At 53.9% G+C, this 22,283-nt stretch carries 22 protein-coding genes and 2 tRNA genes; 4 read left to right on the forward strand and 20 right to left on the reverse strand.

Features of this window, described 5'->3' with window-relative positions; translation table 11 throughout:
- Positions 1-66: 66 nt before the first annotated feature.
- Positions 67-426 carry a hypothetical protein gene (locus ACUHMQ_RS01330; protein ID WP_445293638.1) on the reverse strand — a complete coding sequence of 120 codons (360 nt, stop codon included), beginning with the start codon at positions 424-426 and terminating at the stop codon, positions 67-69.
- Positions 427-537: 111 nt separating this feature from the next.
- Between ACUHMQ_RS01330 and ACUHMQ_RS01335 the strand changes: the two genes are divergently transcribed.
- Positions 538-882: a hypothetical protein gene (locus ACUHMQ_RS01335; protein ID WP_445293639.1), complete on the forward strand. Its 345-nt coding sequence runs from the start codon at positions 538-540 to the stop codon at positions 880-882.
- 156 nt (positions 883-1,038) lie between these two features.
- Entirely contained in the window at positions 1,039-1,812 is a 774-nt protein-coding gene (locus tag ACUHMQ_RS01340; protein ID WP_445293640.1) for a substrate-binding periplasmic protein, read from the forward strand.
- Positions 1,813-1,881: 69 nt separating this feature from the next.
- Here ACUHMQ_RS01340 and rnr read toward each other — a convergent pair whose 3' ends face one another.
- Entirely contained in the window at positions 1,882-4,029 is a 2,148-nt protein-coding gene (gene rnr, locus ACUHMQ_RS01345; protein ID WP_445293641.1) for a ribonuclease R, read from the reverse strand.
- Positions 4,030-4,212: 183 nt separating this feature from the next.
- On the opposite strand from rnr, the gene ACUHMQ_RS01350 reads away from it, so the two are divergent.
- Positions 4,213-4,299, forward strand: a tRNA-Leu gene (locus tag ACUHMQ_RS01350).
- Positions 4,300-4,486: 187 nt separating this feature from the next.
- Positions 4,487-4,573: transfer RNA gene (locus ACUHMQ_RS01355), tRNA-Leu, on the forward strand.
- A 183-nt stretch (positions 4,574-4,756) separates the two neighbouring features.
- On the opposite strand, the gene ACUHMQ_RS01360 is transcribed toward ACUHMQ_RS01355, so the two are convergent.
- The 18 genes from ACUHMQ_RS01360 to ndk all read right to left on the reverse strand — a co-directional run bounded on the left by ACUHMQ_RS01360 (position 4,757) and on the right by ndk (position 22,156).
- Complete coding sequence (locus ACUHMQ_RS01360) at positions 4,757-5,521, reverse strand: pyridoxine 5'-phosphate synthase (RefSeq protein ID WP_445293642.1); 765 nt, start codon at positions 5,519-5,521, stop codon at positions 4,757-4,759.
- Positions 5,522-5,607: 86 nt separating this feature from the next.
- Positions 5,608-6,903 (reverse strand): adenylosuccinate synthase, encoded by a 1,296-nt coding sequence (locus ACUHMQ_RS01365; RefSeq protein ID WP_445293643.1) that lies wholly within the window; start codon positions 6,901-6,903, stop codon positions 5,608-5,610.
- Between the two features lie 236 nt (positions 6,904-7,139).
- Positions 7,140-8,291 carry an ATP phosphoribosyltransferase regulatory subunit gene (locus tag ACUHMQ_RS01370; protein ID WP_445293644.1) on the reverse strand — a complete coding sequence of 384 codons (1,152 nt, stop codon included), beginning with the start codon at positions 8,289-8,291 and terminating at the stop codon, positions 7,140-7,142.
- Positions 8,292-8,303: 12 nt separating this feature from the next.
- Positions 8,304-8,486 carry a DUF2065 domain-containing protein gene (locus ACUHMQ_RS01375; RefSeq protein ID WP_445293645.1) on the reverse strand — a complete coding sequence of 61 codons (183 nt, stop codon included), beginning with the start codon at positions 8,484-8,486 and terminating at the stop codon, positions 8,304-8,306.
- A 5-nt stretch (positions 8,487-8,491) separates the two neighbouring features.
- The gene (gene hflC / locus ACUHMQ_RS01380) at positions 8,492-9,361 is read right to left on the reverse strand and encodes a protease modulator HflC (protein WP_445293646.1); all 870 of its coding nucleotides are present in this window, start codon (positions 9,359-9,361) and stop codon (positions 8,492-8,494) included.
- Between the two features lies 1 nt (position 9,362).
- Positions 9,363-10,553, reverse strand: coding sequence for an FtsH protease activity modulator HflK (gene hflK / locus ACUHMQ_RS01385; protein ID WP_445293647.1), 1,191 nt, complete (start codon positions 10,551-10,553; stop codon positions 9,363-9,365).
- 7 nt (positions 10,554-10,560) lie between these two features.
- Positions 10,561-11,685: a GTPase HflX gene (gene hflX, locus ACUHMQ_RS01390; protein WP_445293648.1), complete on the reverse strand. Its 1,125-nt coding sequence runs from the start codon at positions 11,683-11,685 to the stop codon at positions 10,561-10,563.
- A 333-nt stretch (positions 11,686-12,018) separates the two neighbouring features.
- On the reverse strand, positions 12,019-12,276 hold the full coding sequence (hfq, locus tag ACUHMQ_RS01395) for an RNA chaperone Hfq (RefSeq protein ID WP_445293649.1): 258 nt from the start codon (positions 12,274-12,276) through the stop codon (positions 12,019-12,021).
- Between the two features lie 122 nt (positions 12,277-12,398).
- Positions 12,399-13,811: a ribosome biogenesis GTPase Der gene (gene der / locus ACUHMQ_RS01400; RefSeq protein WP_445293650.1), complete on the reverse strand. Its 1,413-nt coding sequence runs from the start codon at positions 13,809-13,811 to the stop codon at positions 12,399-12,401.
- Between the two features lie 256 nt (positions 13,812-14,067).
- On the reverse strand, positions 14,068-15,222 hold the full coding sequence (bamB, locus tag ACUHMQ_RS01405; RefSeq protein ID WP_445293651.1) for an outer membrane protein assembly factor BamB: 1,155 nt from the start codon (positions 15,220-15,222) through the stop codon (positions 14,068-14,070).
- Entirely contained in the window at positions 15,219-15,857 is a 639-nt protein-coding gene (locus ACUHMQ_RS01410) for a YfgM family protein (RefSeq protein WP_445293652.1), read from the reverse strand. Before ACUHMQ_RS01410 ends, bamB begins: the two co-directional genes overlap by 4 nt.
- A 147-nt stretch (positions 15,858-16,004) precedes the next feature.
- Positions 16,005-16,253: a hypothetical protein gene (locus ACUHMQ_RS01415; RefSeq protein WP_445293653.1), complete on the reverse strand. Its 249-nt coding sequence runs from the start codon at positions 16,251-16,253 to the stop codon at positions 16,005-16,007.
- Between the two features lie 4 nt (positions 16,254-16,257).
- Positions 16,258-17,514 (reverse strand): histidine--tRNA ligase, encoded by a 1,257-nt coding sequence (gene hisS / locus ACUHMQ_RS01420; protein ID WP_445293654.1) that lies wholly within the window; start codon positions 17,512-17,514, stop codon positions 16,258-16,260.
- 11 nt (positions 17,515-17,525) lie between these two features.
- Complete coding sequence (ispG, locus tag ACUHMQ_RS01425) at positions 17,526-18,800, reverse strand: flavodoxin-dependent (E)-4-hydroxy-3-methylbut-2-enyl-diphosphate synthase (protein ID WP_445293655.1); 1,275 nt, start codon at positions 18,798-18,800, stop codon at positions 17,526-17,528.
- 7 nt (positions 18,801-18,807) lie between these two features.
- Positions 18,808-19,806, reverse strand: coding sequence for a RodZ domain-containing protein (locus ACUHMQ_RS01430; RefSeq protein ID WP_445293656.1), 999 nt, complete (start codon positions 19,804-19,806; stop codon positions 18,808-18,810).
- A 46-nt stretch (positions 19,807-19,852) separates the two neighbouring features.
- Positions 19,853-20,602, reverse strand: coding sequence for a type IV pilus biogenesis/stability protein PilW (pilW, locus tag ACUHMQ_RS01435; RefSeq protein ID WP_445293657.1), 750 nt, complete (start codon positions 20,600-20,602; stop codon positions 19,853-19,855).
- 3 nt (positions 20,603-20,605) lie between these two features.
- Positions 20,606-21,718, reverse strand: coding sequence for a dual-specificity RNA methyltransferase RlmN (gene rlmN, locus ACUHMQ_RS01440; RefSeq protein ID WP_445293658.1), 1,113 nt, complete (start codon positions 21,716-21,718; stop codon positions 20,606-20,608).
- 15 nt (positions 21,719-21,733) lie between these two features.
- Positions 21,734-22,156: a nucleoside-diphosphate kinase gene (ndk, locus tag ACUHMQ_RS01445; RefSeq protein WP_445293715.1), complete on the reverse strand. Its 423-nt coding sequence runs from the start codon at positions 22,154-22,156 to the stop codon at positions 21,734-21,736.
- Between the last annotated feature and the right edge of the window lie 127 nt (positions 22,157-22,283).

The raw sequence follows: 22,283 nt of genomic DNA on the forward strand, positions 1-22,283 counted from the left end.
TGCCAGCAGGGCATAGCGCAGCGTAGAAGCCCTGATACAGCGGCACAGCAGAATCGTAAACTGGTTCTAATGCAGGCCATGATCAGCAGGACTGTTGCGAATGTCCTGATCAACGCTGTCCATCAGGACAGTATGGATTTCTACATCAAACCATTCCCAAAACGTCTTCAGGTTGCGTGCCTTGGGCCAATGCTTCTCGTCCTGGCTCCACGACGCCAGTTCCATTTCGAACACCTTGTCCGCCATATCATCGATATAGGCGATCCCATCCTCCTGCTCATTGACCTCAGGAATCATCAAAACAGTGCAATCACTGCGTACATCATCCAGGCTCAATGTCACTTCGTTATCCGGCAGGCCATTAAGCCAGTCCAGAAAAAGCTGCTTGGGCTTGATCACAGCAATCGAACGATCAACAAAATACATATAGGTCTCCACAATAAAGCGGTTCAGCATAGCACGACCACACACCACGCCTTGCAGCACTACCGATCATGACCTAGAATCAATGACAAGCACATCAAACCAGGGCTAAGCATGTTTGACCAACGCACCTCTGGCCGCAGACTGGTTCGCTGGAAGGCCGCTGTCATTCCGCTAAATGAACCGGACCGGGTCATTCAGGCACAGGCAACCGAGGTTGCGCAAAAAGGTATTTCACTTTTTTGCAAAGAACAGCTTTTTCCACACATTACTTACAAGGTCATCCTGCAAATTCCAGATTCCATGCACATCAGCGTTTCGTATGTCGATGTACAGGGCAAGCCCATCTTTTCCTCCCTGGTTGGGTCCATGGGTGAATTTCGCACCGGTATGCGTATTACCGATACGAGCAACGAATACCGGACCAAGCTCGATCAACTATTACGTGGCATGGGGTGATCAAAACAACGGCAATGACAAAGGATTCTTCTGTATTGCATCACTATGATGCGCATACTGGGTGAAATGCTTTGGGTATGAAGAACACCACCCCCAAGTGAAAACGGCAGTTCTGCAAGGTTATAAGTTTGAATGTCCTTGCAACAGGAGGTAACAATGCCGGCATGGTTTTATCGGCTCAGTTTTGTCATTTTGCTGACAACCTGCTCTGCCTTCTCGGCCGATAAGCCCCCTATCATCAAGCTTTGCATTGAAGATGAAGACTCCTACCCATGGCTGTTGAAGAACCGCCCGGGTTTAAGCATCATCATGATGCAAATGGTGGAAAAACGTCTGGAGGTGAAATTGGATATCCAGCCACTGCCATGGAAACGCTGCATGGAAGTGGTAAAGCATGGCGCCTTTGATGGCCTGTTCAAGATCAGCTTCAAAACAGACCGCATGGAGTTGGGTAACTTCCCCATGATCGGCGACAAGCCCGATGCCAGCAAACGCATGTTTGACGATACTTACAGCCTATACCGTTTGAAAAGCAGCAATGTCGAATGGGATGGCAAGGTGATCCGCAATGTCGAAGCGGGCGTCGGTGCCCAGGCTGGTTTTTCCATCGTCGACCAGCTCAAAAGCATGGGCGTCAACGTGGATGACGGTACCCGCATCGTCGATGAAAACCTGAAGAAGCTGATGATAGGCCGGGTTTCAGCCGTTGCGCTTCAAACACAGGAAGGTGACGTCAGTGTTGCAGGGAATGCGGAAATGCGTGGCAAGATAGAGCGCCTGAACCCGCCACTGGCTGAGAAACCCTACTTCCTGATGCTATCGAAGCCCTTTGTCACCAAGTACAGTGAGTTTTCCAAACAGATATGGGATGCCATCGCCGAGGTGCGAGAGTCCCCGGAATACAAAAAGCAGGTGCAGCAATTCAAGTAGTCATGCCGTTGCTTGCCTGATCGCTGCATCCCTTGCTTGAACCTTTAAAATCTGTTGCGGACACAGGTCTCACACCTGCTTGCGTTTGGCCCGCCGCTTCGTGCTGGTTGACGATTTATCGTAAAGAACGAAATCGATCTTGCTGGTTTCCAGATCGACCCTCGCCACCTTGATGGTGATACGGTCGGTCAAACCGAATGACTTGCCGCTATGCTCCCCCCGCAATACATGCTTGGCGTCGTCACAGTGAAAGTAGTCACTACCCAGCTCAGAGATATGCACCAGTCCTTCTACAAACAAGCCATCGAGCAGCACGAATACACCGAAGCTGGTAACCGCTGAAATCACGCCTTCGTAGACTTCGCCGATGCGATCGCGCATGAAATAGCACTTGAGCCAGTTTTGCACATCGCGCGTCGCCTCATCCGCGCGCCGCTCGGTGCTCGAACAATGCGCACCGATCTCTATCCAGTTACCAGGTATATAGGTTTTACCGGTCAACACCGCCTTGATAGCGCGATGCACCAATAGATCGGGGTAGCGGCGGATGGGTGAGGTAAAGTGGGTATAGGCATCGTAAGCCAAGCCAAAATGACCCTGTTGCTCCGGGCTGTAAACAGCCTGCTGCATGGAACGCAACAACATGGTCTGCATCAGGCTGACATCCGGCCGCTGTTTCACTACCCCCATCAGAGCCGCATAGTCACTGGCATGCGGCTCATCCCCACCGCCAAGGCTTAAACCGTGTTCACCCAGGAAGCGGCGCAGGTTTTCCAGCTTACGTTCGGTTGGCCCTTCATGTACGCGATACAACGACGCATGCTTGTTCTGCCCCAGGAAGTTGGCAGCACAGACATTTGCCGCCAGCATGCATTCTTCGATCAATCGATGCGCATCATTACGTTGTACCGGCTCAATCCGATCGATCTTGCCAGCATCGTTGAAGATCATCTGGGTTTCGGTGGTCTCGAATTCTATTGCACCCCGTGCGCTCCTGGCTTTCAGCATGGTCTGATACAAGCCATAGAGATTCTGCAAATGCTTGACCAGACCCTTGCGTGCCCTGGCTGCCTTCCCTCGTGGCTTTTTCAGGATCTCTGCCACTTCGGTATAGGTAAAGCGCGCTTTTGACAGCATTACCGCGGGATAGAAGCGATATTCCTTCACCACCCCCTTCGTATCGATCTGCATGTCACAAACCATGCAGCAACGTTCCACATCAGGGTTAAGGGAACAGATGCCGTTCGACAATGCTTCAGGCAGCATGGGAATGACTCTGCGCGGAAAGTAAACCGAGTTGCCACGCTCATAGCTCACCTGGTCCAGCGCGTCTTTTGGCTGCACATAGTGACTTACATCTGCTATCGCCACTACCAACCGCCACCCTTTTCCTGCAGGTTCCGCATAAACAGCATCATCAAAGTCCCTTGCCGTCTCCCCATCTATGGTCACCAAGGGCACTTCCCGCAGGTCTTCCCGTTTCAGACCTTCGACGGTACGCCAGTCTTTCTTCAATACCTTCTTTGCTGTCTTTCGCGCCTGTTGCTCTGCCGCAGCCGAAAATACATGGGGTAAGTCGTGCTTACGCAGGGCGATTTCGATTTCCATCCCGGCATCAGCATAGTTACCCAGTACTTCGACAATCTTACCGATCGGCTTGGCATACTTGTTCGGCTGGCTGATCAGTTCAACGGTCACCACCTGCCCTGTCTCTGCCGCCAAACTCCCCTCAGGCGAAATCATGATCTCCTGACCAATTCGCCGGTCTTCCGCCAACACAAAGCTGACCCCCTTCTCCACATGCAAATGCCCCACAATCCGGCTATTCACATGCTCAAGCACCTCGACAACCTTGCCTTCACGCCGGCCACGGCGGTCCACACCGATCTCGCGCACCATCACCCGGTCCCGATGCAATACCTTGTGCATCTCCTTGGGGCCAATGAACAAGTCAGGCGTCCCATCATCCGGCACGACAAAGCCGAAACCATCCGGATGGCCTTGTACGCGACCTTTGATCAGATCCAACTTCTCGGCGATACAGATAGCGCCCTTGCGGTTAATGACCACCTCACCCTCACGCGCCATCGCGTTGAGGCGACGTGAAAATAATTCCGACTCATCAGGTTGAATAGCAAACAGCGCCACCAGTTCTTCCGGCAACATAGGCATGCCGTTTTCAGCCAATATTTTCAATATGTAGGTACGGCTTGGCATGGGCCGCGCATACTTCGCAAGTTCTTGTTCATAAAAAGGATCGGCCTGCCGCAGCTTCAGCGCGGCACGGGGCAGCTTGATTGTTTTATCCGTTTTTTTTGTTTTCGTGTTTGACACAGCAGTTTGTCTCTCTATAATGCGCATCTCTTTCGGCGCGCTGCTGCAAATGCAGCGATGCCCTAAGCCCAGGTGGCGGAATTGGTAGACGCACTAGGTTCAGGTCCTAGCGGTGGCAACACCGTGGAAGTTCGAGTCTTCTCTTGGGCACCAAGTATTAAATATAAAAGCCGATACGTAAGCATCGGCTTTTTTGTTGCATCTTCTTGCAATCGCACCCGACCCCATCGTTCGTTGCCTACACATCGCAACACAAGCAGCAGTCAGGGTTGACACGAAGTTTTGATTCTCTATAATGCGCACCTCTCGACGCGCTGCGGTCCCAGCAGCAGCAATCGAAGCCCAGGTGGCGGAATTGGTAGACGCACTAGGTTCAGGTCCTAGCGGTGGCAACACCGTGGAAGTTCGAGTCTTCTCTTGGGCACCAATACTCAACAAAGCCGATACAAATGTATCGGCTTTGTTGTTTTTCAAGCTCGTACATTCACAGGCTGTTCCGTACTCAGCACGGGCCATTGGCATGTCAAGACATGCCCGCCCATTCTCTTGCAACGAATCGTGGAAACAGCTCAAGCACACTCCTCTATACGGGCCAGCAAGGTCACAACACTCACTGCTGCCCGCCCTTAGCCGAGCAAATAGCAACGTACGCGCGTACCGTTGCATCCAACCCAGCATACAAGGCCTCGCCAATCAGCGCATGGCCGATCGACACCTCTGCAACATCAGGAACGGTACGCAAAAACACCCCCAGGTTGGCTTGGCTAAGATCATGCCCGGCATTGATGCCCAAACCCACCGCAGATGCCCTCCTCGCCGTTTCTGCGCATTGTTCGAGCTCACGGCTGTAATCACCGGCAGCAAATGCGTCGGCATATGGGCCCGTGTAAAGTTCGATACGATCCGCCCCCACCTCGGCCGCCAGTTCAATATCTGGCGATCCCGCATCCATGAATAGGCTTACCCGGCAATTCAGGCTCTTCAATTGCGCAACCAAAGGACGTAAGCGGGAAAAATCGGCACGCAGGTCAAAGCCATGATCAGAAGTGATCTGCCCATCAGCATCGGGCACCAATGTCACCTGTGCCGGCTTGGCTTCTGTACACAAAGCTACCAGCCCAGGGTATTCGTCCCGCGCTGGTGCAAACGGATTTCCTTCGATATTGAATTCAATAGGCCCGCCTGCAAGCAGCCCTGCCAACTCACGCACATCGCCAGGGCGGATATGGCGCTGGTCAGGGCGGGGGTGAACAGTAATGCCACCACAACCGGCAGCAATACTGGCCTTTGCGGCAGCCATAACGCTAGGCATATCACCGCCACGTGAGTTACGCAGCGCAGCAATCTTGTTGATGTTGACGGAAAGTACGGTCATGCAGTCAGGTCCGTTATGGCAAAAACAAATCAATTAGACAGGTTACATACAACAACGCCCGGCAAACCACCGGGCGTTCAGATAGCTTAGTGGTTAAACGGATGCCTCAGCACAATCGTTTCCTCACGGTCCGGGCCGGTGGAAATGATATCGATCGGCGCGCCGGTCACCGCTTCAATCCGCTTCAGGTAGTTACGCGCGTTCTGCGGCAAGTCCTCATAACGCTTCACACCAAAGGTTGACTCAGACCAGCCCGGTAATTCCTCATAGACGGGTGCGCAGCCCGACAGCTCTTCCGCGCCAACAGGAAGAATATCGACCACTTCGCCATTGATACGGTAGCCCGTACACAGCTTGATCACATCAATGCCGTCCATGACGTCCATCTTTGTCACACACAGGCCCGACACACCATTGATCTGGATCGAACGCTTGAGCGCCGCCGCGTCAAACCAGCCACAACGACGCGGCCGGCCGGTAACCGAACCGAACTCATTGCCGCGCTTGGCCAGACCCGAACCTACATCATCAAACAACTCCGTAGGGAATGGACCGGAACCGACACGGGTGGTATAGGCCTTCACGATACCAAGCACATACTGCAGCATCTGCGGCGCTACGCCAGCCCCCGCCGAAGCCGCGCCCGCCACACAGTTGCTGGATGTGACGAAAGGGTAGGTGCCATGATCGATATCCAACAAGGTGCCTTGCGCGCCCTCGAACAGCAAGGGCTTACCCGCCTTGTTCAAATCGTGCAGCGTACGCGACACATCGGCCACCATAGGCTTGATGCGTTCGGCCAAGCGCAGCGTGTCTTCCAAGGTTTTCTGGAAATCCACGGTCTCGGTCTTGAAATATTCCTTGAGCAGGAAGTTGTAGTACGCGAGGTTTTCTCCCAGCTTGGCAGCAAGGCGGTCTGGGAAGAACAGGTCCTGAATACGTATGGCTCGACGCGCCACCTTGTCTTCATAAGCCGGGCCGATGCCACGACCGGTGGTACCGATCTTCTTATCGCCCTTGGCGGCTTCACGCGCTTGATCCAATGCAATGTGGTACGGCAGGATCAATGGGCATGCTTCGGAAATCTTCAAGCGGCTCGCCACATCGACGCCTGCTGCTTCCAGCTCATCGATTTCCTTCAGCAATGCTTCAGGCGAGATCACCACACCATTGCCGATGAAACAAGCACGGCCCTCATGCAGGATGCCCGAGGGGATCAGCCGGAGCACAGTCTTCTTGCCGCCGATCACCAGGGTGTGGCCCGCATTGTGGCCACCCTGGAAACGCACCACACCTTCAGCATGGTCAGTCAGCCAGTCAACAATCTTGCCCTTGCCTTCATCACCCCACTGGGTGCCAATCACCACGACATTACGGCTCATGGATATTCCTTCATTACCTATGAAATCAAACATTCGTCCCCTTCCGCCGCAAAGCGGATCAAGGACGTAGAAAAGATTGCCGCCAGAATAGACTTCAAGCCGCAACCCATGGATTCAAAGCCGGACACGCTCAAACAGGCCGCGCCCAACCTCTACAGCATAGAGCCAACCCTTGGCACATGTTCGTCATCTTGCAAACTAAAGCCTGCTGGCCATTTCAGCAGTAATCATATCGATCAGATCACCTTAACTTGCCAGCTGCCGTCAATCCGTACCAATTCCCGGTCTGCGTGCAACTCTCCCAAGTCGATCACATCACCGAGGCGCACCACCACGGTTTCGCCATCAGCCCGTAACTGCCGAATAGCGGCCGCCAAGTCGATATCAAAATCGGATGGCGCCAAAATAGCCGGACGAGCAGGTGTCGGCGGCAAGCGCCACGCGAGCTCTTTCAGGTCCAGGCTAAAACCCGTGGCAGGCCGCGAACGACCGAACTGTTCACCAACATGATCGTAACGACCGCCACGCGCCACGGCATTAGGCCACCCCTCGGCATACGCCGCAAATACCAGACCGGTGTGGTAGTAACCAGACCGCAATTCCGCCAGATCAAAATTAGGCGCAATCCCTCGTGCTGCCAGCGCATCAGTCAACGCACGTAGTTCAAGCAAGGCCGCCTTCACTGCATCAAGCGCGGGTAATATGCGCTCAGCCTGAGCCAACACGCTGACGTCGCCATACAAGTTAGGTAAGGCCAGCAGGCCAACCTGCAAATCTTGCGGCACGCCAACCAGTAAGGTCGCCAATGTTGCGACATCCTTTTGCTGAATCGTGCGGAACACTGACTCACGGGCATCGCCTTGCAAACCCGCAGCATCCGCCAAAGCCAGGAAGAGACCGATATGCCCGATATCAAGATGCACATGCCTGACACCCGCCAATCGCAGACATTCCCCCATCAACTCGACGATTTCCACATCTGCGGCAACACCCGCGTAACCGTAGATCTCAGCACCGAGCTGCAAAGGCTCTCGTGCCGCCATGATGCCATCGGGCAGGGTATGGACGACAGGACCGGCATAGCACAGGCGCGCCACACCCTGGCGATTGAGCAGATGCGCATCGATACGCGCTACCTGCAGCGTGATATCGGCCCTGAGGCCAAGCTGCCGGCCCGACAGTTGGTCCGTCAGTTTGAACGTTTTCAAATCCAGCGCGGCATCGTCCAGCGTCAGCAACGAATCCACATATTCGATCAACGGCGGCTGCACCAACTCATAGCCAAAGCCGGCAATCAAATCCAGCGAGGCTCGCCGCAACGTCTCAACTCGCCGCGCTTCAGGAGGAAGCAAGTCGGCGATGTTTTCAGGAAGAATCCAATTTCTCATTGATACAGGTGCTCAGAAAACCAGCAAAAGCAACAAGCCCGCCAACAACGAGGCAAGCCCGATAAAACGAAGTTGGCCATCTGCAAGCGCCGTCATCCGCTCAAAGGTGCTGCGCCACAAACGTGGTGACAAGAACGGCAACAGGCCCTCGGCGATCAGCACGAGGGCCAGAGCGAAACCCAAATTATCCCACAAGCCGCTCACTTCGCCCGTGGGTCCTTCATGTATTTGAAGAAGGCTGCACTCGGGTCCACCACCATCACATCGGACTTCGACTTGAAGGTCTGCTTGTAAGCATCCATGCTGCGGTAGAACGCATAGAACTCGGCATTCTGGCCATAGGCAGCGCCATAAATGGCGGCAGCTTTAGCATCCCCATCACCCTTCAACTGCTGGGCCTGGTTGTAAGCATCAGCCAGAATGACTTCACGCTGGCGATCGGCATCGGCACGAATCTTCTCTGCTTCGGCAGAACCTTCCGACCGCAACTGATTAGCGACGGTCTTGCGCTCGGAAATCATCCGGTCGAAAACCGCATTGCTGATGTCATCGGGGAAATCAACACGCTTGAGGCGGACATCGACAATACGGATACCAATCTTGCGCGCATCCGCATCGGCCACCTGGCCCACCACTTCCATGACTTCGTCGCGCTTGCCAGAAATCACATCCTGAACAGTCTTCTTACCGAATTCAGCACGTAACACATCATTGACCGTCTTACGTAAGCGGGCTGCAGCAACGCGTTCGTTACCCCCCACGCTCTTGTAGTACTGCTCGACATCAATGACCTGCCACTTCACATAACTATCGACCAGGACATTTTTCTTCTCAATCGTATTGAAGCGCTCCGGGCTCTCCGCATCCATCGTCAGGATACGGCGATCGAAGTAACGCACCGACTGCAGCAGAGGTACCTTGAACCGGATACCCGGCTCTTTGACCACCCGCACCACTTCACCCAATTGGAAGACCATGGCCGCCTGGCGCTGATCCACCGAAAAGACACTCATGCTCAACACCAACAGTGCGAGCAATATGACGACAAGCGCCGGAATAAATCGATTCATTTCAACGCCCCTCCCTATCACCACGTAACGGCGGCGTGCGCGGCACTATTGTCACAGGCACTTCAGTACTCACCCGTGGTTCGACACTTTCCACCGCAGGAGCAGACTGGCTACTCATCTGGATCAGCTTATCGAGCGGCAGATAGAGCAAGCCACCATTGGCTTTCTGGTCGACCAGGACTTTGGTGCTGTTGGTCATGATCTGCTGCATCGCATCGAGATACATACGATCCCGCGTCACCTGGGGCGCCTTCGAATACTCAGCCGCAACCTGCTTGAAGCGCGAAGCCTCACCTTCCGCACGTGAAATCACACTCTGCTTATAGCCTTCGGCTTCCTGCAAAAGGCGGGCGGCATGGCCCTTGGCTTTGGGAATCACATCGTTCGCATAAGCGATGCCTTCGTTCGTTTGCTTGACCTTGTCCTGGCCTGCTTTGACGGCATCGGCAAACGCCGCCTGTACAGCCTCTGGCGGCTGCACATCATTGATGTTGATACGGCTGACACGTATACCGGAGCCATAGTCGTCCAGCAGGGTCTGGATCAGGCGCGTGGTATCGGCAGCAACCTGGCCGCGACCTTCATTCAGCACAAAGTCGACTTTGTTGCGCCCCACCACTTCACGAATCGCCGTTTCAGCAGCCTGCTTGACCAGATCGCGCGCGTCGCTATCGGTCGTGGCGTTATTGAAGACGAAGTCGTAAGCCGACTTGACGTCGTACTGCACTTCGAGCTGCATCTCGATGATGTTCTGATCCTGGGTCAGCATCAACGACTCATCTTCAAGACGAGTCTTTGCATCGCCACGAAAGCCGACTTCCACCGACCGCACTTCCGAGAGCTTCACAATTTCATGCTGCTCTACGGGCCAGGGCATGCGCCAGTGCAAACCGGAACCCGTCGTCTCGACATAGCGCCCAAATCGCAGCACTACGGCCTCCTCGCGGGCATCCACCACGTAAAAGCCGCTGGCAGCCCACAATAGGCCCAATACACCCAGTACTACCGTGGCACCACCTGCCATTGCACGCATATCTGCTTTCCCGGTCGGACCTTGGCCCGAGGGCTCGCTAGGTCGACTGGGTCTTCCACCAAAGAACTGTTTGAGTTTGTTGCTGAACTGCCGGACGATTTCGTCCAGATCAGGAGGGCCATCCTTGCCTCGGCGGCCCCATTGCGGGTCTTGCGACATATAGGCTTTATTCCGTCGTTGAATTGTCGGGCATTAATTCGACCAGGACCTGCCGCAATAAATCCAGGCCCAGTCCGTTCTTCGCGCTGATGCGGACGGCGCGAATCCTACCATATTCGTCACGCTCAACCTCAGGCTCACCCGATTTAAGATCAATCTTATTAAAGACGACGACTTGCGGAATCGCGTCTGCTTCAATTTCCTTTAAAACGATATTGACCGCTTCAATCTGCGCTTCTCGGGTATCGCTTGCACTATCTACCACGTGTAACAGTAGATCAGCCCGTACCGTTTCTTCCAGCGTAGCGCGAAAAGCCGCTACCAGACCATGGGGTAAGTCGCGAATAAATCCCACAGTGTCGGATAACACGATTGAATGCTGCGGATCTAAAAACAGCTTACGGCTAGTCGTATCCAGCGTGGCAAATAATTGATCTGCCGCATAGGTTTTTGCATGCGTCAGCGCATTAAACAGCGTTGATTTACCCGCATTGGTATAACCCACCAGTGAAACTGAAAACTGCCTGCTGCGTTCCCGCGCGCGGCGCTGGGTATCGCGATGGCGCTGCAGGTCCTTGAGCTTGGCTTTGAGCTTGATAACCCGCTCATTGAGCATGCGCCGGTCCATCTCCAGCTGGGTTTCACCGGGACCGCCGCGTGTACCGGTCGCCCCACGCTGACGTTCCAGGTGAGTCCAACCACGCACAAGGCGGGTAGACATGTACTGGAGCTGCGCCAACTCGACCTGCAGCTTGCCTTCATTCGAGCGGGCACGCTGACCGAAGATATCGAGAATCAACCGGACCCGGTCCGAAACCCGGCACTCCAAGGCCTTTTCCAGATTGCGTTCCTGCGCACCAGACAAAGCATGGTTAAACAATACGGTGCTAGCACCAGTAGCTGCGACTGCAGCCGCAATCTCCTCCACTTTACCGGAACCGGCAAACAGCTTAGGGTCTGGCCGCTGACGTTTGCCCTGGATGACAGCCAAGGCCTTGTAGCCATTACCTTCGGCCAGAAGCTTGAATTCTTCGATGTTTTCCAGATAGTCCGGCTCACCGAAATCGAGACACACGAGGACAGCTTTGTCCCCGCCTTGATGGCGTTCAAACACGCTGAGGGGTAACTCCATAAAGCGCCGCAAATGCGGCTTAGCGCTTGTATATTCTTAGAACCTGTTCAAAGTCTGCTGAGCAACCGTGTTCAGGGCAAATGTGCTGCTCGCAACCGACCTTGCAAATACTTATTCTGCTTTACAACTAGATATGGCCAAAACTCCAGCACACAAGCTTTTTATTTACTTCGCTTCATAGACAAGCCCAACGCTCCACACACCAGCCTAATTTGACATAGAACGTCGGCCTGCAAGCAGGCAGCTTAGGGAGCAGACACAGATTCATCGCAATGCGCCACCGCACAGCAAACGGGGCACCGAAGTGCCCCGCGCTGGCTTGATCGGGTTTGATCAGGCTTCAGCAGCTGGGGCTGCAGCATTGTCCTTGTCGTAAGGAATAGATACGGGACGCGCTGGCACAACGGTGGAAATGGCGTGCTTGTAAACCATCTGAGTCACCGTATTGCGCAGCAACACAACGTATTGGTCGAAGGATTCGATCTGACCTTGCAGCTTGATGCCGTTGACCAGATAGATCGAAACCGGCACATGTTCCTTGCGCAGGATGTTCAAAAACGGGTCTTGTAGCATTTGCCCTTTAGCACTCATTGGTAATTCTCCACTATGCAATTAAAAAACGACGGAAGTCCGTCCAGTTTGTTTTCCTGCGCAAACCAATTCTTGGTTATCAATGTCACTTTTAGCAGTTTTTCAGCCAACCACAAACAAGATCAGCTAGTTTTCTTACGAACCCGCTTAATGACTTCCTTGCCTGGCTTATGCTCACCGCGCATTACGCCTTTGCGATCGGGCTTGAATTCACCCGGCTTAGTATCGTAAGGATTCTCACCTTTTTTAAACTGCACCCTTAATGGCGTGCCCTGCAATTTGAACATCTTCAAGAAAGAATGTTCCAGATAACGCCAATAACTGGTCGGGATATGCTCCAACGCTGTACCGTGGACAACCACAACAGGCGGGTTGGTACCGCCCTGATGCGCGTATTTCAATTTCGGCCGGACCAAGCCAGCACGCGGCGGTTGCTGCTTTTCCATCGCCAATTGCATTGCACGTGTCAAACGCGGGGTAGGCAACTTTGCCATGGCAGCCTTGTAAGCGGCATCAATACTGGCAAACAAATCACCCACGCCTTGCCCTTCCAAGGCTGAAATAAAGTGGAAGCGGGCAAAGTCGAGAAACCCCAACTTACGCGAAATATCTCGCTTGATCTGATCACGCGTGTAAAGATCAAGCCCTTCCCATTTATTCACCGCCACCACCATGGCGCGACCAGCTTCCAACGCGAACCCAGCAATATGGGCATCCTGCTCAGCAACGTCCTGGCGGGCATCCAATACCAAAACCACCACATTGGCGTCTTCAATCGCCTGCATGGTTTTCACGACCGAGAATTTCTCTATCGCTTCATCCACCTTGGCACGTTTACGCACACCTGCCGTATCGATAACCGTGTACTTGCGAGCATTACGCTCAAAATCAATGTAAATTGAATCACGTGTTGTACCTGGTTGGTCATAAGCGATAACCCGCTCTTCACCCAGAATGGCGTTAACCAGTGTCGACTTCCCTACATTGGGCCGACCGATGATGGCGAACTTTGGATAGTCGAGATCTTCCTCTTGCTCTTCGACCTCAAAACCACTCAACAGATCTTCGACCAAGCCACGCACACCTTCGCCGTGCGCACCGGAAATCGGCCATGGCTCGCCCAATGCCAGCTCGAAGAATTCCGCAATAACGACATTCGAGGGCATACCTTCGGATTTGTTGACGGCAAGACGAACAGGCCGATCAAGCTGGCGTAAGCGGTTGGCGATCAGCTTATCCTGCGGCGTCAGGCCAACCCGGCCATCCACAATGAACACAACTGCATCGGCTTCGTCGATCGCCTGCAACGTCTGACGTGCCATTTCATGCAGAATGCCATCGTCAGCAACAGGCTCAAATCCACCCGTATCAACAACCAGATAGGGCTTGCTGCCCACCTTCCCGTGACCGTAATGGCGATCCCGGGTCAGGCCCGGCTGGTCGGCCACCAGCGCATCCCGGCTTTTGGTAAGCCGGTTGAACAACGTTGACTTACCGACATTGGGTCTACCGACCAGGGCAATCGTGGGTTTCATTATTTTCCTAACAGCGCTTCTTCTTACTTACAGCCCACACAAATCTGCATCATGTACCGCCAAGAAATAGAGGCAATACGAAAACAACCGTGTCGGTTCATCTACTACTTGTTCGGCTTCCAACCTGAAGGCAAGTCACCACAGCTTTGTATACCTATCATCGAACTCAAAGCCCCATGCACCAAAGTACATGAGGCTTCAGACTTATGTGCTGCGCTTCATTGATGAAGGTTTTTCTACGTCTACCGTACCGGCCCTACTTCAAGCCAAAAGCGAATAAGCCACCCACTTGGGTTTGTACCAGCAACCGATTACTTATCACTTTAGGCGGCACAACGATAGGGCTCTTATCGGTAGGCTGCCTGGCAACCAAACGGCCATCCGACGCGGCAAGCAAATGGACATAACCTTCAAAGTCGCCTACTGCAATATAGTCGCCAATCGGCGTAGCACCGCTTACCCGCCGACCGTACAAGTCGTTGCTCTTCCAGAGGCTACGCCCGCCTGCACGCTCAAAAGCCTGGATATTGCCAACATCGTCGGTGACATACACATGGTTTGCATCGATTGCCAAACCTGCGTAACTGGAAATATCACGCGCCCAGAGAAGCGAGCCGTTGTTTACTGCAAAGCAGGCAACACGCCCTTGGAAAGCCACTGCGCAGACTTGGCCATTGTCGACCACCGGTGCGGAAGTCACATCACTGATACGTTCAAGTTCGGTAGCACCTTTGGGTTGAGCTACCGGTGACTCCCACAGTACCCGGCCATCCGCCAACGACAACGCAACCAGATGACCTGCTGCCAAACCGGCATAGACCACCCCGTCAGCCACAGTCATGGGGGCATAGTTACGCAGGATAAGCGCAGGCTGGGTACGCTGAAACTGCCAACGCTGCTTACCATCGTCGACATTCAAGCCGGTGATACGGCCATCGACCGTACGCACCACCACCACGCCTTCGGCAATCACTGGTGGAGAAATCACTTCACTTGGTACACGTGCCTGCCATTTACGCTTTCCATCCACATCCCACGCAAACAGCTCTCCCTTCAGGGTACCCGCCGCAACCACACCATCCGCCGCACCCACACCACCAGCCAGGGGTTGATCACTCGGCATCTTTACAGAAAGACGGCCATTGGTACCGCCAAAACCAGCCACCCCGCGCACATCCGCCATATAAATGGCATCGCCGGTTGTATCCAACGCAAAACGGAATAGTTCAGCCTTAGGTGTCTTTTCAAATGCACTCCGGAAGAGGCCTGTCGAAGGGAAATCGCTATCCCAAAGCGGCACCAGCCTCGCGGACTGCTGAATCACCTTCAGTTCAGTCGGTACAGGGCTATTATCAGTTCCTGCACAAGCCGCCAACAAACCTGCCAAACCTAAAACCCAAAGCTGCTTCACTTAGCGGCCCCCAACGAGGAGAGCTTGATCTCGATCAACTCACGTGCGGGCGAATCTTTTTCCAATAGCGACAATGCACGCTCATAGGCCTTGCGCGCCGCGGGCATATCACCCTTCACCGCCAGCACATCGCCACGGGCCTCTGCAAATTGACCACCAAACTCATTGGATTTGGGTTTATCCAATACCTTCAATGCGGCATCGAACTGCTTTTGATCAAGCATCACAGCAGCTAGGCGAAGGCTTGCGACATCCACCATGCCTTCTTCCTTGCTGTGGGCGACAACCCATTCCAATGCGCTACGCGCTTTGGCCAAATCTTTGCCATCATGGGCAGCTTTGGCTGCCAGGAACATAGCTCGGCTGGTCAAAGCATGGCCCGGCTGCTGCTGCGCCATAGTGTCAGCAGCAGCGCGCGTCTTTGCGGCGTCCTTGGATTGAAATGCTTTCTCCACTGCGGCGTAAGCAGCAGAGGCCGCCTCTCCTTGCGACTTCTGGTAGGCCTTCCAAGCATACTGGCCAACAAAAGCCACCAGCGACGCCACCACTACCGTGATTAACAGCTTGCCCCATTGCGCCCACCAAGCCTTGATCTCGGCGATTTGTTCCTGTTCCTGCAAATCAAATGCGGCCATCTTGCATTTTTCCGTTAGCTAGAATGTTGACAAGTGCGCGAACAACGGCGCACAGATATTTTAAAAATCATTGAATGTACAGAACGGCTTACGCCTGTACCATTCCTTCAACTGCATATCGGGTATGGCCATCGCGCCAGCATTCCGTCAACCAACCGACTGACGGACGCGCGACTGACGCTGTGTACGGATACGTTTGAGAAGATCAAACATAAACCAGGCCATCAAACCCAGGCCCACGATCATCAGTACTGCGCCATGGGTTTTATCCACCAACCAAGGGTGCACCTGACCACCCTCTCCCACCACGCTGAGTAAGCCAAAGGCCGCCATGATGGCACCGATAATGTCGAGCACAAACAACTTGAGCGAAACCTTTAGCTTTTGGTTCTGCATGGCATCAGGCCATCAAAGCTGCAGCAAGTTCAGGCTGGGCGACATTCCGTTGTTCACCACCATCACGCAATGGCTTGACCACCGCGGTACCTGTGGCTACCTCATCTTCACCCAGGATGACGGCAAAGCGAGCGCCTGAGCCATCCGCCTTTTTCATTTGGGATTTGAAGCTACCGCCACCGCTGTGCACTGCCACGGCAAGTCCAGCATTGCGTAACTGCTCTGCCAATAACGGCGCTTGGCGTTGTGCTCGTTCACCCGCGTTGACCAGATAAACATCTGGCGCATCACTCGCGCTAACGCCATATTCCTGCATCAATAGGAAAACGCGCTCCATGCCCATCCCAAAACCACACGCCGTGGTCGGCTTGCCGCCCAAGGTTTCGACTAGGCTGTCGTACCGACCACCGCCTGCAATCGTACCCTGGGCACCCAGCTTGGTGGTCACCCACTCGAACACGCTGCGGTTGTAGTAGTCCAGCCCTCGCACCAAACGGGTATTCAGAATGTAGGGCACACCAGCATCGGTCAACAATTGGCATAAGCCGTCGTAATGTGCCCGTGACTCAGCACCCAATACATCAAACAACTTGGGCGCTGCCTCAATCATTGCCTGCATCCTTGGATTTTTACTGTCCAGGATGCGCAGCGGATTGGTGTGAAGCCGGAGCTTGGCTTCCTCGTCCAACAGATCCGCATGCTGTTCGAAGTAACTGATCAAGGTCTGGCGATAGGCAGCACGTTCACTCGCGTCGCCAATCGTATTGATCTGTAGTTCAACATCAGCAATGCCCAGCACCTTCCAGAGTCGCGCCAACATGATGATCAACTCAGCATCCACGTCCGGACCGTCGTAACCAAATGCTTCGGCGCCAATCTGGTGGAATTGCCGCTGGCGGCCTTTCTGGACATTCTCGTGCCGGAACATAGGGCCCATGTACCACAAACGCTGCGGGCCATTGTAGGTAAGGCTGTGCTCAATTACCGCCCGCACACACCCGGCCGTACCCTCAGGTCGCAAGGTCAACTTGTCTCCATTGAGCGCATCCGTCCAGGAATACATTTCCTTTTCGACAATATCGGTATGTTCGCCGACACCGCGCACATAAAGTCCTGTGGGTTCGACTAAGGGCAAGTGGATATAACGATAGCCATATTGGGCCAATACCTCGCTTGTCACCGATTCGAGCTTACGCCACAACGCAGTGTTACCAGGCAGGATGTCGTAAAAACCTTTGATGCTTTGAAACTTGTCAGCCATGAGAAAAGGAATCAAATATTCTTGAGCGGGATAATCTTGGGCGCATCAAACTGCCGGCGCAGCTTCCCGCCCGTGCTGTAATTGGTACGTACATAGTCGTAGACGATAGCCTGGAATTCTTCGGCAATCCCCTCGCCCTTGAGCGTAACCGTCTTGTTACCATCGACATAAACTGGCGCCACAGGCACTTCCCCCGTACCCGGAAGAGAGATGCCGATATTGGCCAATTTGGATTCACCCGGCCCATTGACCACGCAACCCATCACTGCAACACTCATGGTCTCAACGCCGGGATAGTCCGCACGCCACACTGGCATCTGTTCACGCAGATAGCGCTGGATCTTCTGCGCCAACTCCTGGAAAAAGGTCGATGTCGTCCGACCACAGCCCGGGCAGGCAGTCACCAATGGCGTGAATGACCGGATACCCATGGTCTGCAGGATTTCCTGCGCCACCACGACTTCTTTTGTCCGCGGCTCACCGGGCTCGGGTGTGAGGCTGACACGGATGGTGTCGCCTATGCCCTCCTGCAGCAATATCGACAGCGCCGCAGTCGACGCTACAATACCCTTCGACCCCATGCCGGCTTCAGTCAACCCCAGGTGCAAAGGGTATTCACAACGGTTGGCGAGATCACGATATACCTTGATCAAATCCTGCACATCCGACACCTTGCAGGAGATGGTAATTGCGTCGCCAGGAAGACCCAACGCCTCGGCCTGGGCGGCACTTTCCAGCGCTGACTGAATCAACGCTTCACGCATCAACGCATCGGCAGACAACGGATTGGGAAGCTGAGCATTCTCATCCATCATCCGCGCCATCTTGGCTTGATCGAGGCTACCCCAATTCACACCAATCCGCACCGGCTTGCCGTATTTGATCGCCATTTCGATCATGGCGGCAAATTGCTCGTCACGCTTGGCGCCCTTACCCACATTGCCTGGATTGATACGGTACTTCCCCAGCGCAGCAGCACAGTCCGGGTACTGCGTAAGCAGCTTGTGACCATTGAAGTGGAAGTCACCTACCAGAGGCACATCACACCCCATGGCATCGAGCTGACGTCGAATTTCAGCAACCTGGGCGGCGGCCTCCGGTGAATTCACCGTTATACGGACGATCTCCGAACCCGCTTGCCATAATTCAAACACCTGCTGTGCGGTAGCCGCGGCATCAGTGGTATCGGTATTGGTCATCGATTGGACAACAACAGGTGCATCACCGCCAATTGGCACACGGCCAACCATCACTTGGCGAGAGATACGACGAGGTAAATTACTCATGAGAAAATCAATTCAATTCCAGGTTGGCTACGTCAACCTTGATATATGGGGCAAGGTCAGTGACCTTACCCTTGTAATAGAGTTCAGTCTGGCGACCATTGCCAATCCGGACCTGATAGGGTGGCTTGCCATCCGCGGCGCGGACCTGACCAGCAGGTATCAACTCATTGATCAAGCGACGGCCGGTTGAATCTGTAATCTGCACCCAACTCTCCGCCTTGGCCACGATACGAATCTCTCCCTTAGGTTGCAGGATAGGTGCCGAAGGCACAGGCACAGCGGCAAGCGGTGCCTCTGGTTTACCGATAACTGGTACTGCACTGGAAGAAGCCACTGTAGATGGCGTATTAGGCAATATTGCTGCAGAAGGCGGAGGCACAGCCGGACTGGTAGCAGGAGCAGGCACCACGGAAATCTGCCCCTCTGGCAATACAGTAGGCTTACCGGTTTCTTTAGCTGTAGCGTTGATGACGAGCTCAGGCTGCACCGATGAAGTAGCCGATGGGCCAGACGCCACTAGAGGGGCAGGGGAATTACCGGCAGGCAACGTCAGCACCGGGTCCGAGCCAAAGTTACGCATATACCAAAACCCACCCACTACCAGCAGTACCAATACCAGGCTTCCTGCCATCGCCAGGAAAAAAGCCGGCCGATCCATCGAACCGACAGGGCGTAAGGTCGGCAATACCTCGTTCTGCAAACGCGGCAAGGCCGATTGCGGAGGCTCGACCGGCAGATGCGTATCCAGATAATGAATGAGCGGCTGAGCGTCGATCTGCAACAACCGGGCATAATTCCGTACGAAACCACGGACGAATGTATTGCCCGGCAGCGCATCGTAGCGATCGGTTTCAAGGGCCTCTATTTGGCGGCAGGAAAGCTTGAGCTTGGCGGAAACATCTTCAACCGACAAACCAAGCTCGCGACGATGACTCGCCAGAATTGCGCCTGTCGTAGGAGTAACCAGTTCAGAAGGAGGGGGAGCGGGCGCTTGATCTTGGCTCATCTCGGACAACATGCCGACGCAGTAATGTTAATTGTTAATAGGGGATTCAGTCGTATTTGCCGGAAGCCAGCAAAACAGCCTCTTCACTTTCTGGGAAGCGGGTTCGCAGTTCCTTGCCGAAACCAGCCTCATTATCCGCATTGCCGAGTTTTCGCTCCAGACGGACATTCAACCACAATGCTTCAGCGGTAGGCGTCCCTAAACGGGCCTGACGCAACAACAACCCACGTGCACCTGCAAAGTCGCCTTGCAAATAGGCTGCCATGGCCAAGCCATAGATTGTTTGAGGATCATCCGGCTGCACATAATCTGCTTTACGCAGGTAATCCAGCGCAGTCGCCACATCCCCCATCTTCAGCGCACACAGGCCAGCCTGCTGCTGCGACCTTTCAGGTGTCTTATATAGTGGGTTTTTCAATGCAGCCCGGAAATAGCCCATTGCTTCACGGTAGGCTTTGCGCTTACTGCAAAGGAACCATGCATAGTTATGGTTTGCATTGGGCTCATTCGGATCCAGTGAGAGTGCGCGCTTAAAGCTTCTATCCGCCTTGTCAAACTCTTTCAAATCCATGTAAACCAACCCCTGCACATAGTGAGCAGAGGGATAACTGGAATCCGCATCCAATGCTTTTTCGATCTCTTGCAATGCGATGTCATACTGACCGCGTGCGTAGTAACCTGCTGCCAGTTCAGTACGCAATCGCGGCAACTGGCTACGCGCATCGGTCTTTTCCTCTGCCTGGGTAGGCAGCACCATCAAACTTAGCAATAGCGCAGCAATCAAGCCGTATTTCATGCTTTAGTCCCTCACAAGTTGGATAGTTTGCGTGGTCTTGCCCTCTGCAGCCAACCGCAGAGTCCGCTTGGTTTTGTCTTTGACCTGCCCCGCCAATTGGCCACAGGCGGCATCAATGTCATCGCCACGCGTTTTTCTTACTGTTACTACAAAACCAGCCTGGATCAGATGATCGCGAAAGCGCCGAATTGAATCAGGCTTCGATCGACCGTAACCAGAATTCGGGAAAGGGTTAAACGGAATCAGGTTGAACTTGCACGGCACATCCTTCACCAGTGCGACCAGCTGCTTTGCATGCTCGAAAGTGTCATTGACACCATCCAGCATAACGTATTCGAAGGTGATGAAGTCACGCGGCGCTTTTTCCAAGTACCGGGAACATGCGGCCATCAATTCCTTGAGGGGATACTTCTTGTTGATTGGAACAATTTCATCACGCAAGGCATCGTTAGGCGCATGCAGCGAAACAGCCAGCGCCACCGGGCAAGCCTCACGTAACCGGTCCATCTGCGGCACCAAGCCAGAAGTAGACAGCGTAACGCGACGACGGCTCAAACCATAGGCATTATCGTCCAGCATCAGCCTCATCGCAGCGACGACATTGTCGAAATTAGCCAGCGGCTCGCCCATCCCCATCATAACCACATTTGAAACAATCCGGTCACCCCTGGGGTCGCGGCCCAGCGCCTTATTTGCCCACCATAGTTGGCCAATAATTTCAGCAGTCGTGAGATTTCGATTAAACCCTTGCCGGCCGGTAGAACAGAATGTGCACTCAAGCGCACACCCTACCTGACTCGAAACACACAGCGTACCCCGATCATCTTCCGGAATGAAAACTGCCTCAACGCCATTGCCAGTCCCTACGTCCAGCAACCACTTACGGGTACCGTCTTCCGAGGCTTGTTCCAACATCAAGCTGGGCGGCGCAATAACTGCCTCCGCCGCCAGCTTTTCACGCGTCGTCTTGGCAATGTCCGTCATCAGGGCGAAATCCGACGCGCCAAAATGATGGATCCAGCGCATCAGCTGCTTGGCGCGGAACGGCTTCTCCCCCCGCTCGGCCAAAAAGGCAGCAAAGCGTGTAGCGTCAAAGTCGAGCAGATTGATAGACATAGCCAAAATATACGCTTAGCGACCGTAAACTTCAGTGCCAAAGAAGTAAGCAATCTCGATCGCTGCATTTTCAGCACTATCGGAACCATGAACGGCATTGGCATCGATAGAGTCAGCAAAATCAGCACGGATTGTGCCCTTCTCTGCTTTCTTCGGGTCAGTGGAGCCCATCAGGTCACGATTAGCCAGAATGGCATTTTCGCCTTCCAGGGCCTGGATCATCACCGGGCCGGAAATCATGAAGCTGACCAGATCGTTGAAAAAGGGGCGTTCCTTGTGCACCGCATAGAAACCTTCAGCCTCTGCACGCGACAGTTGCTTCATCTTGGCAGCAACAACTTTCAGACCAGCGTTTTCGAAGCGGGTATAAATCTGACCGATTACGTTTTTAGCAACAGCATCAGGCTTGATAATGGATAAGGTACGTTCAACGGCCATGTTGTTTAACTCCGATAGTTTCGTAGTGGGAAAACTGAAAAAGCAGATAATTTCGCACCACAAGCCGGGCTGCACTACAACCAAGCAGCTTGTCGGTATAAAAATGACCGAATATTCTATCAGCTTT

Source organism: Chitinimonas violaceus, from assembly GCF_052601015.1.

Bases quoted from the DNA above. Each gene is read 5' to 3' on its own strand.
- ACUHMQ_RS01330 (WP_445293638.1), bottom strand. From the start codon at position 426: ATGTATTTTGTTGATCGTTCGATTGCTGTGATCAAGCCCAAGCAGCTT.
- ACUHMQ_RS01335 (WP_445293639.1), top strand. From the start codon at position 538: ATGTTTGACCAACGCACCTCTGGCCGCAGACTGGTTCGCTGGAAGGCC.
- ACUHMQ_RS01340 (WP_445293640.1), top strand. From the start codon at position 1,039: ATGCCGGCATGGTTTTATCGGCTCAGTTTTGTCATTTTGCTGACAACC.
- rnr (WP_445293641.1), bottom strand. From the start codon at position 4,029: ATGCCAAGCCGTACCTACATATTGAAAATATTGGCTGAAAACGGCATG.
- ACUHMQ_RS01360 (WP_445293642.1), bottom strand. From the start codon at position 5,521: ATGACCGTACTTTCCGTCAACATCAACAAGATTGCTGCGCTGCGTAAC.
- ACUHMQ_RS01365 (WP_445293643.1), bottom strand. From the start codon at position 6,903: ATGAGCCGTAATGTCGTGGTGATTGGCACCCAGTGGGGTGATGAAGGC.
- ACUHMQ_RS01370 (WP_445293644.1), bottom strand. From the start codon at position 8,291: ATGAGAAATTGGATTCTTCCTGAAAACATCGCCGACTTGCTTCCTCCT.
- hflC (WP_445293646.1), bottom strand. From the start codon at position 9,361: ATGAATCGATTTATTCCGGCGCTTGTCGTCATATTGCTCGCACTGTTG.
- hflK (WP_445293647.1), bottom strand. From the start codon at position 10,553: ATGTCGCAAGACCCGCAATGGGGCCGCCGAGGCAAGGATGGCCCTCCT.
- hflX (WP_445293648.1), bottom strand. From the start codon at position 11,685: ATGGAGTTACCCCTCAGCGTGTTTGAACGCCATCAAGGCGGGGACAAA.
- hfq (WP_445293649.1), bottom strand. From the start codon at position 12,276: ATGAGTGCTAAAGGGCAAATGCTACAAGACCCGTTTTTGAACATCCTG.
- der (WP_445293650.1), bottom strand. From the start codon at position 13,811: ATGAAACCCACGATTGCCCTGGTCGGTAGACCCAATGTCGGTAAGTCA.
- ACUHMQ_RS01410 (WP_445293652.1), bottom strand. From the start codon at position 15,857: ATGGCCGCATTTGATTTGCAGGAACAGGAACAAATCGCCGAGATCAAG.
- ACUHMQ_RS01415 (WP_445293653.1), bottom strand. From the start codon at position 16,253: ATGCAGAACCAAAAGCTAAAGGTTTCGCTCAAGTTGTTTGTGCTCGAC.
- hisS (WP_445293654.1), bottom strand. From the start codon at position 17,514: ATGGCTGACAAGTTTCAAAGCATCAAAGGTTTTTACGACATCCTGCCT.
- ispG (WP_445293655.1), bottom strand. From the start codon at position 18,800: ATGAGTAATTTACCTCGTCGTATCTCTCGCCAAGTGATGGTTGGCCGT.
- ACUHMQ_RS01430 (WP_445293656.1), bottom strand. From the start codon at position 19,806: ATGAGCCAAGATCAAGCGCCCGCTCCCCCTCCTTCTGAACTGGTTACT.
- pilW (WP_445293657.1), bottom strand. From the start codon at position 20,602: ATGAAATACGGCTTGATTGCTGCGCTATTGCTAAGTTTGATGGTGCTG.
- rlmN (WP_445293658.1), bottom strand. From the start codon at position 21,718: ATGTCTATCAATCTGCTCGACTTTGACGCTACACGCTTTGCTGCCTTT.
- ndk (WP_445293715.1), bottom strand. From the start codon at position 22,156: ATGGCCGTTGAACGTACCTTATCCATTATCAAGCCTGATGCTGTTGCT.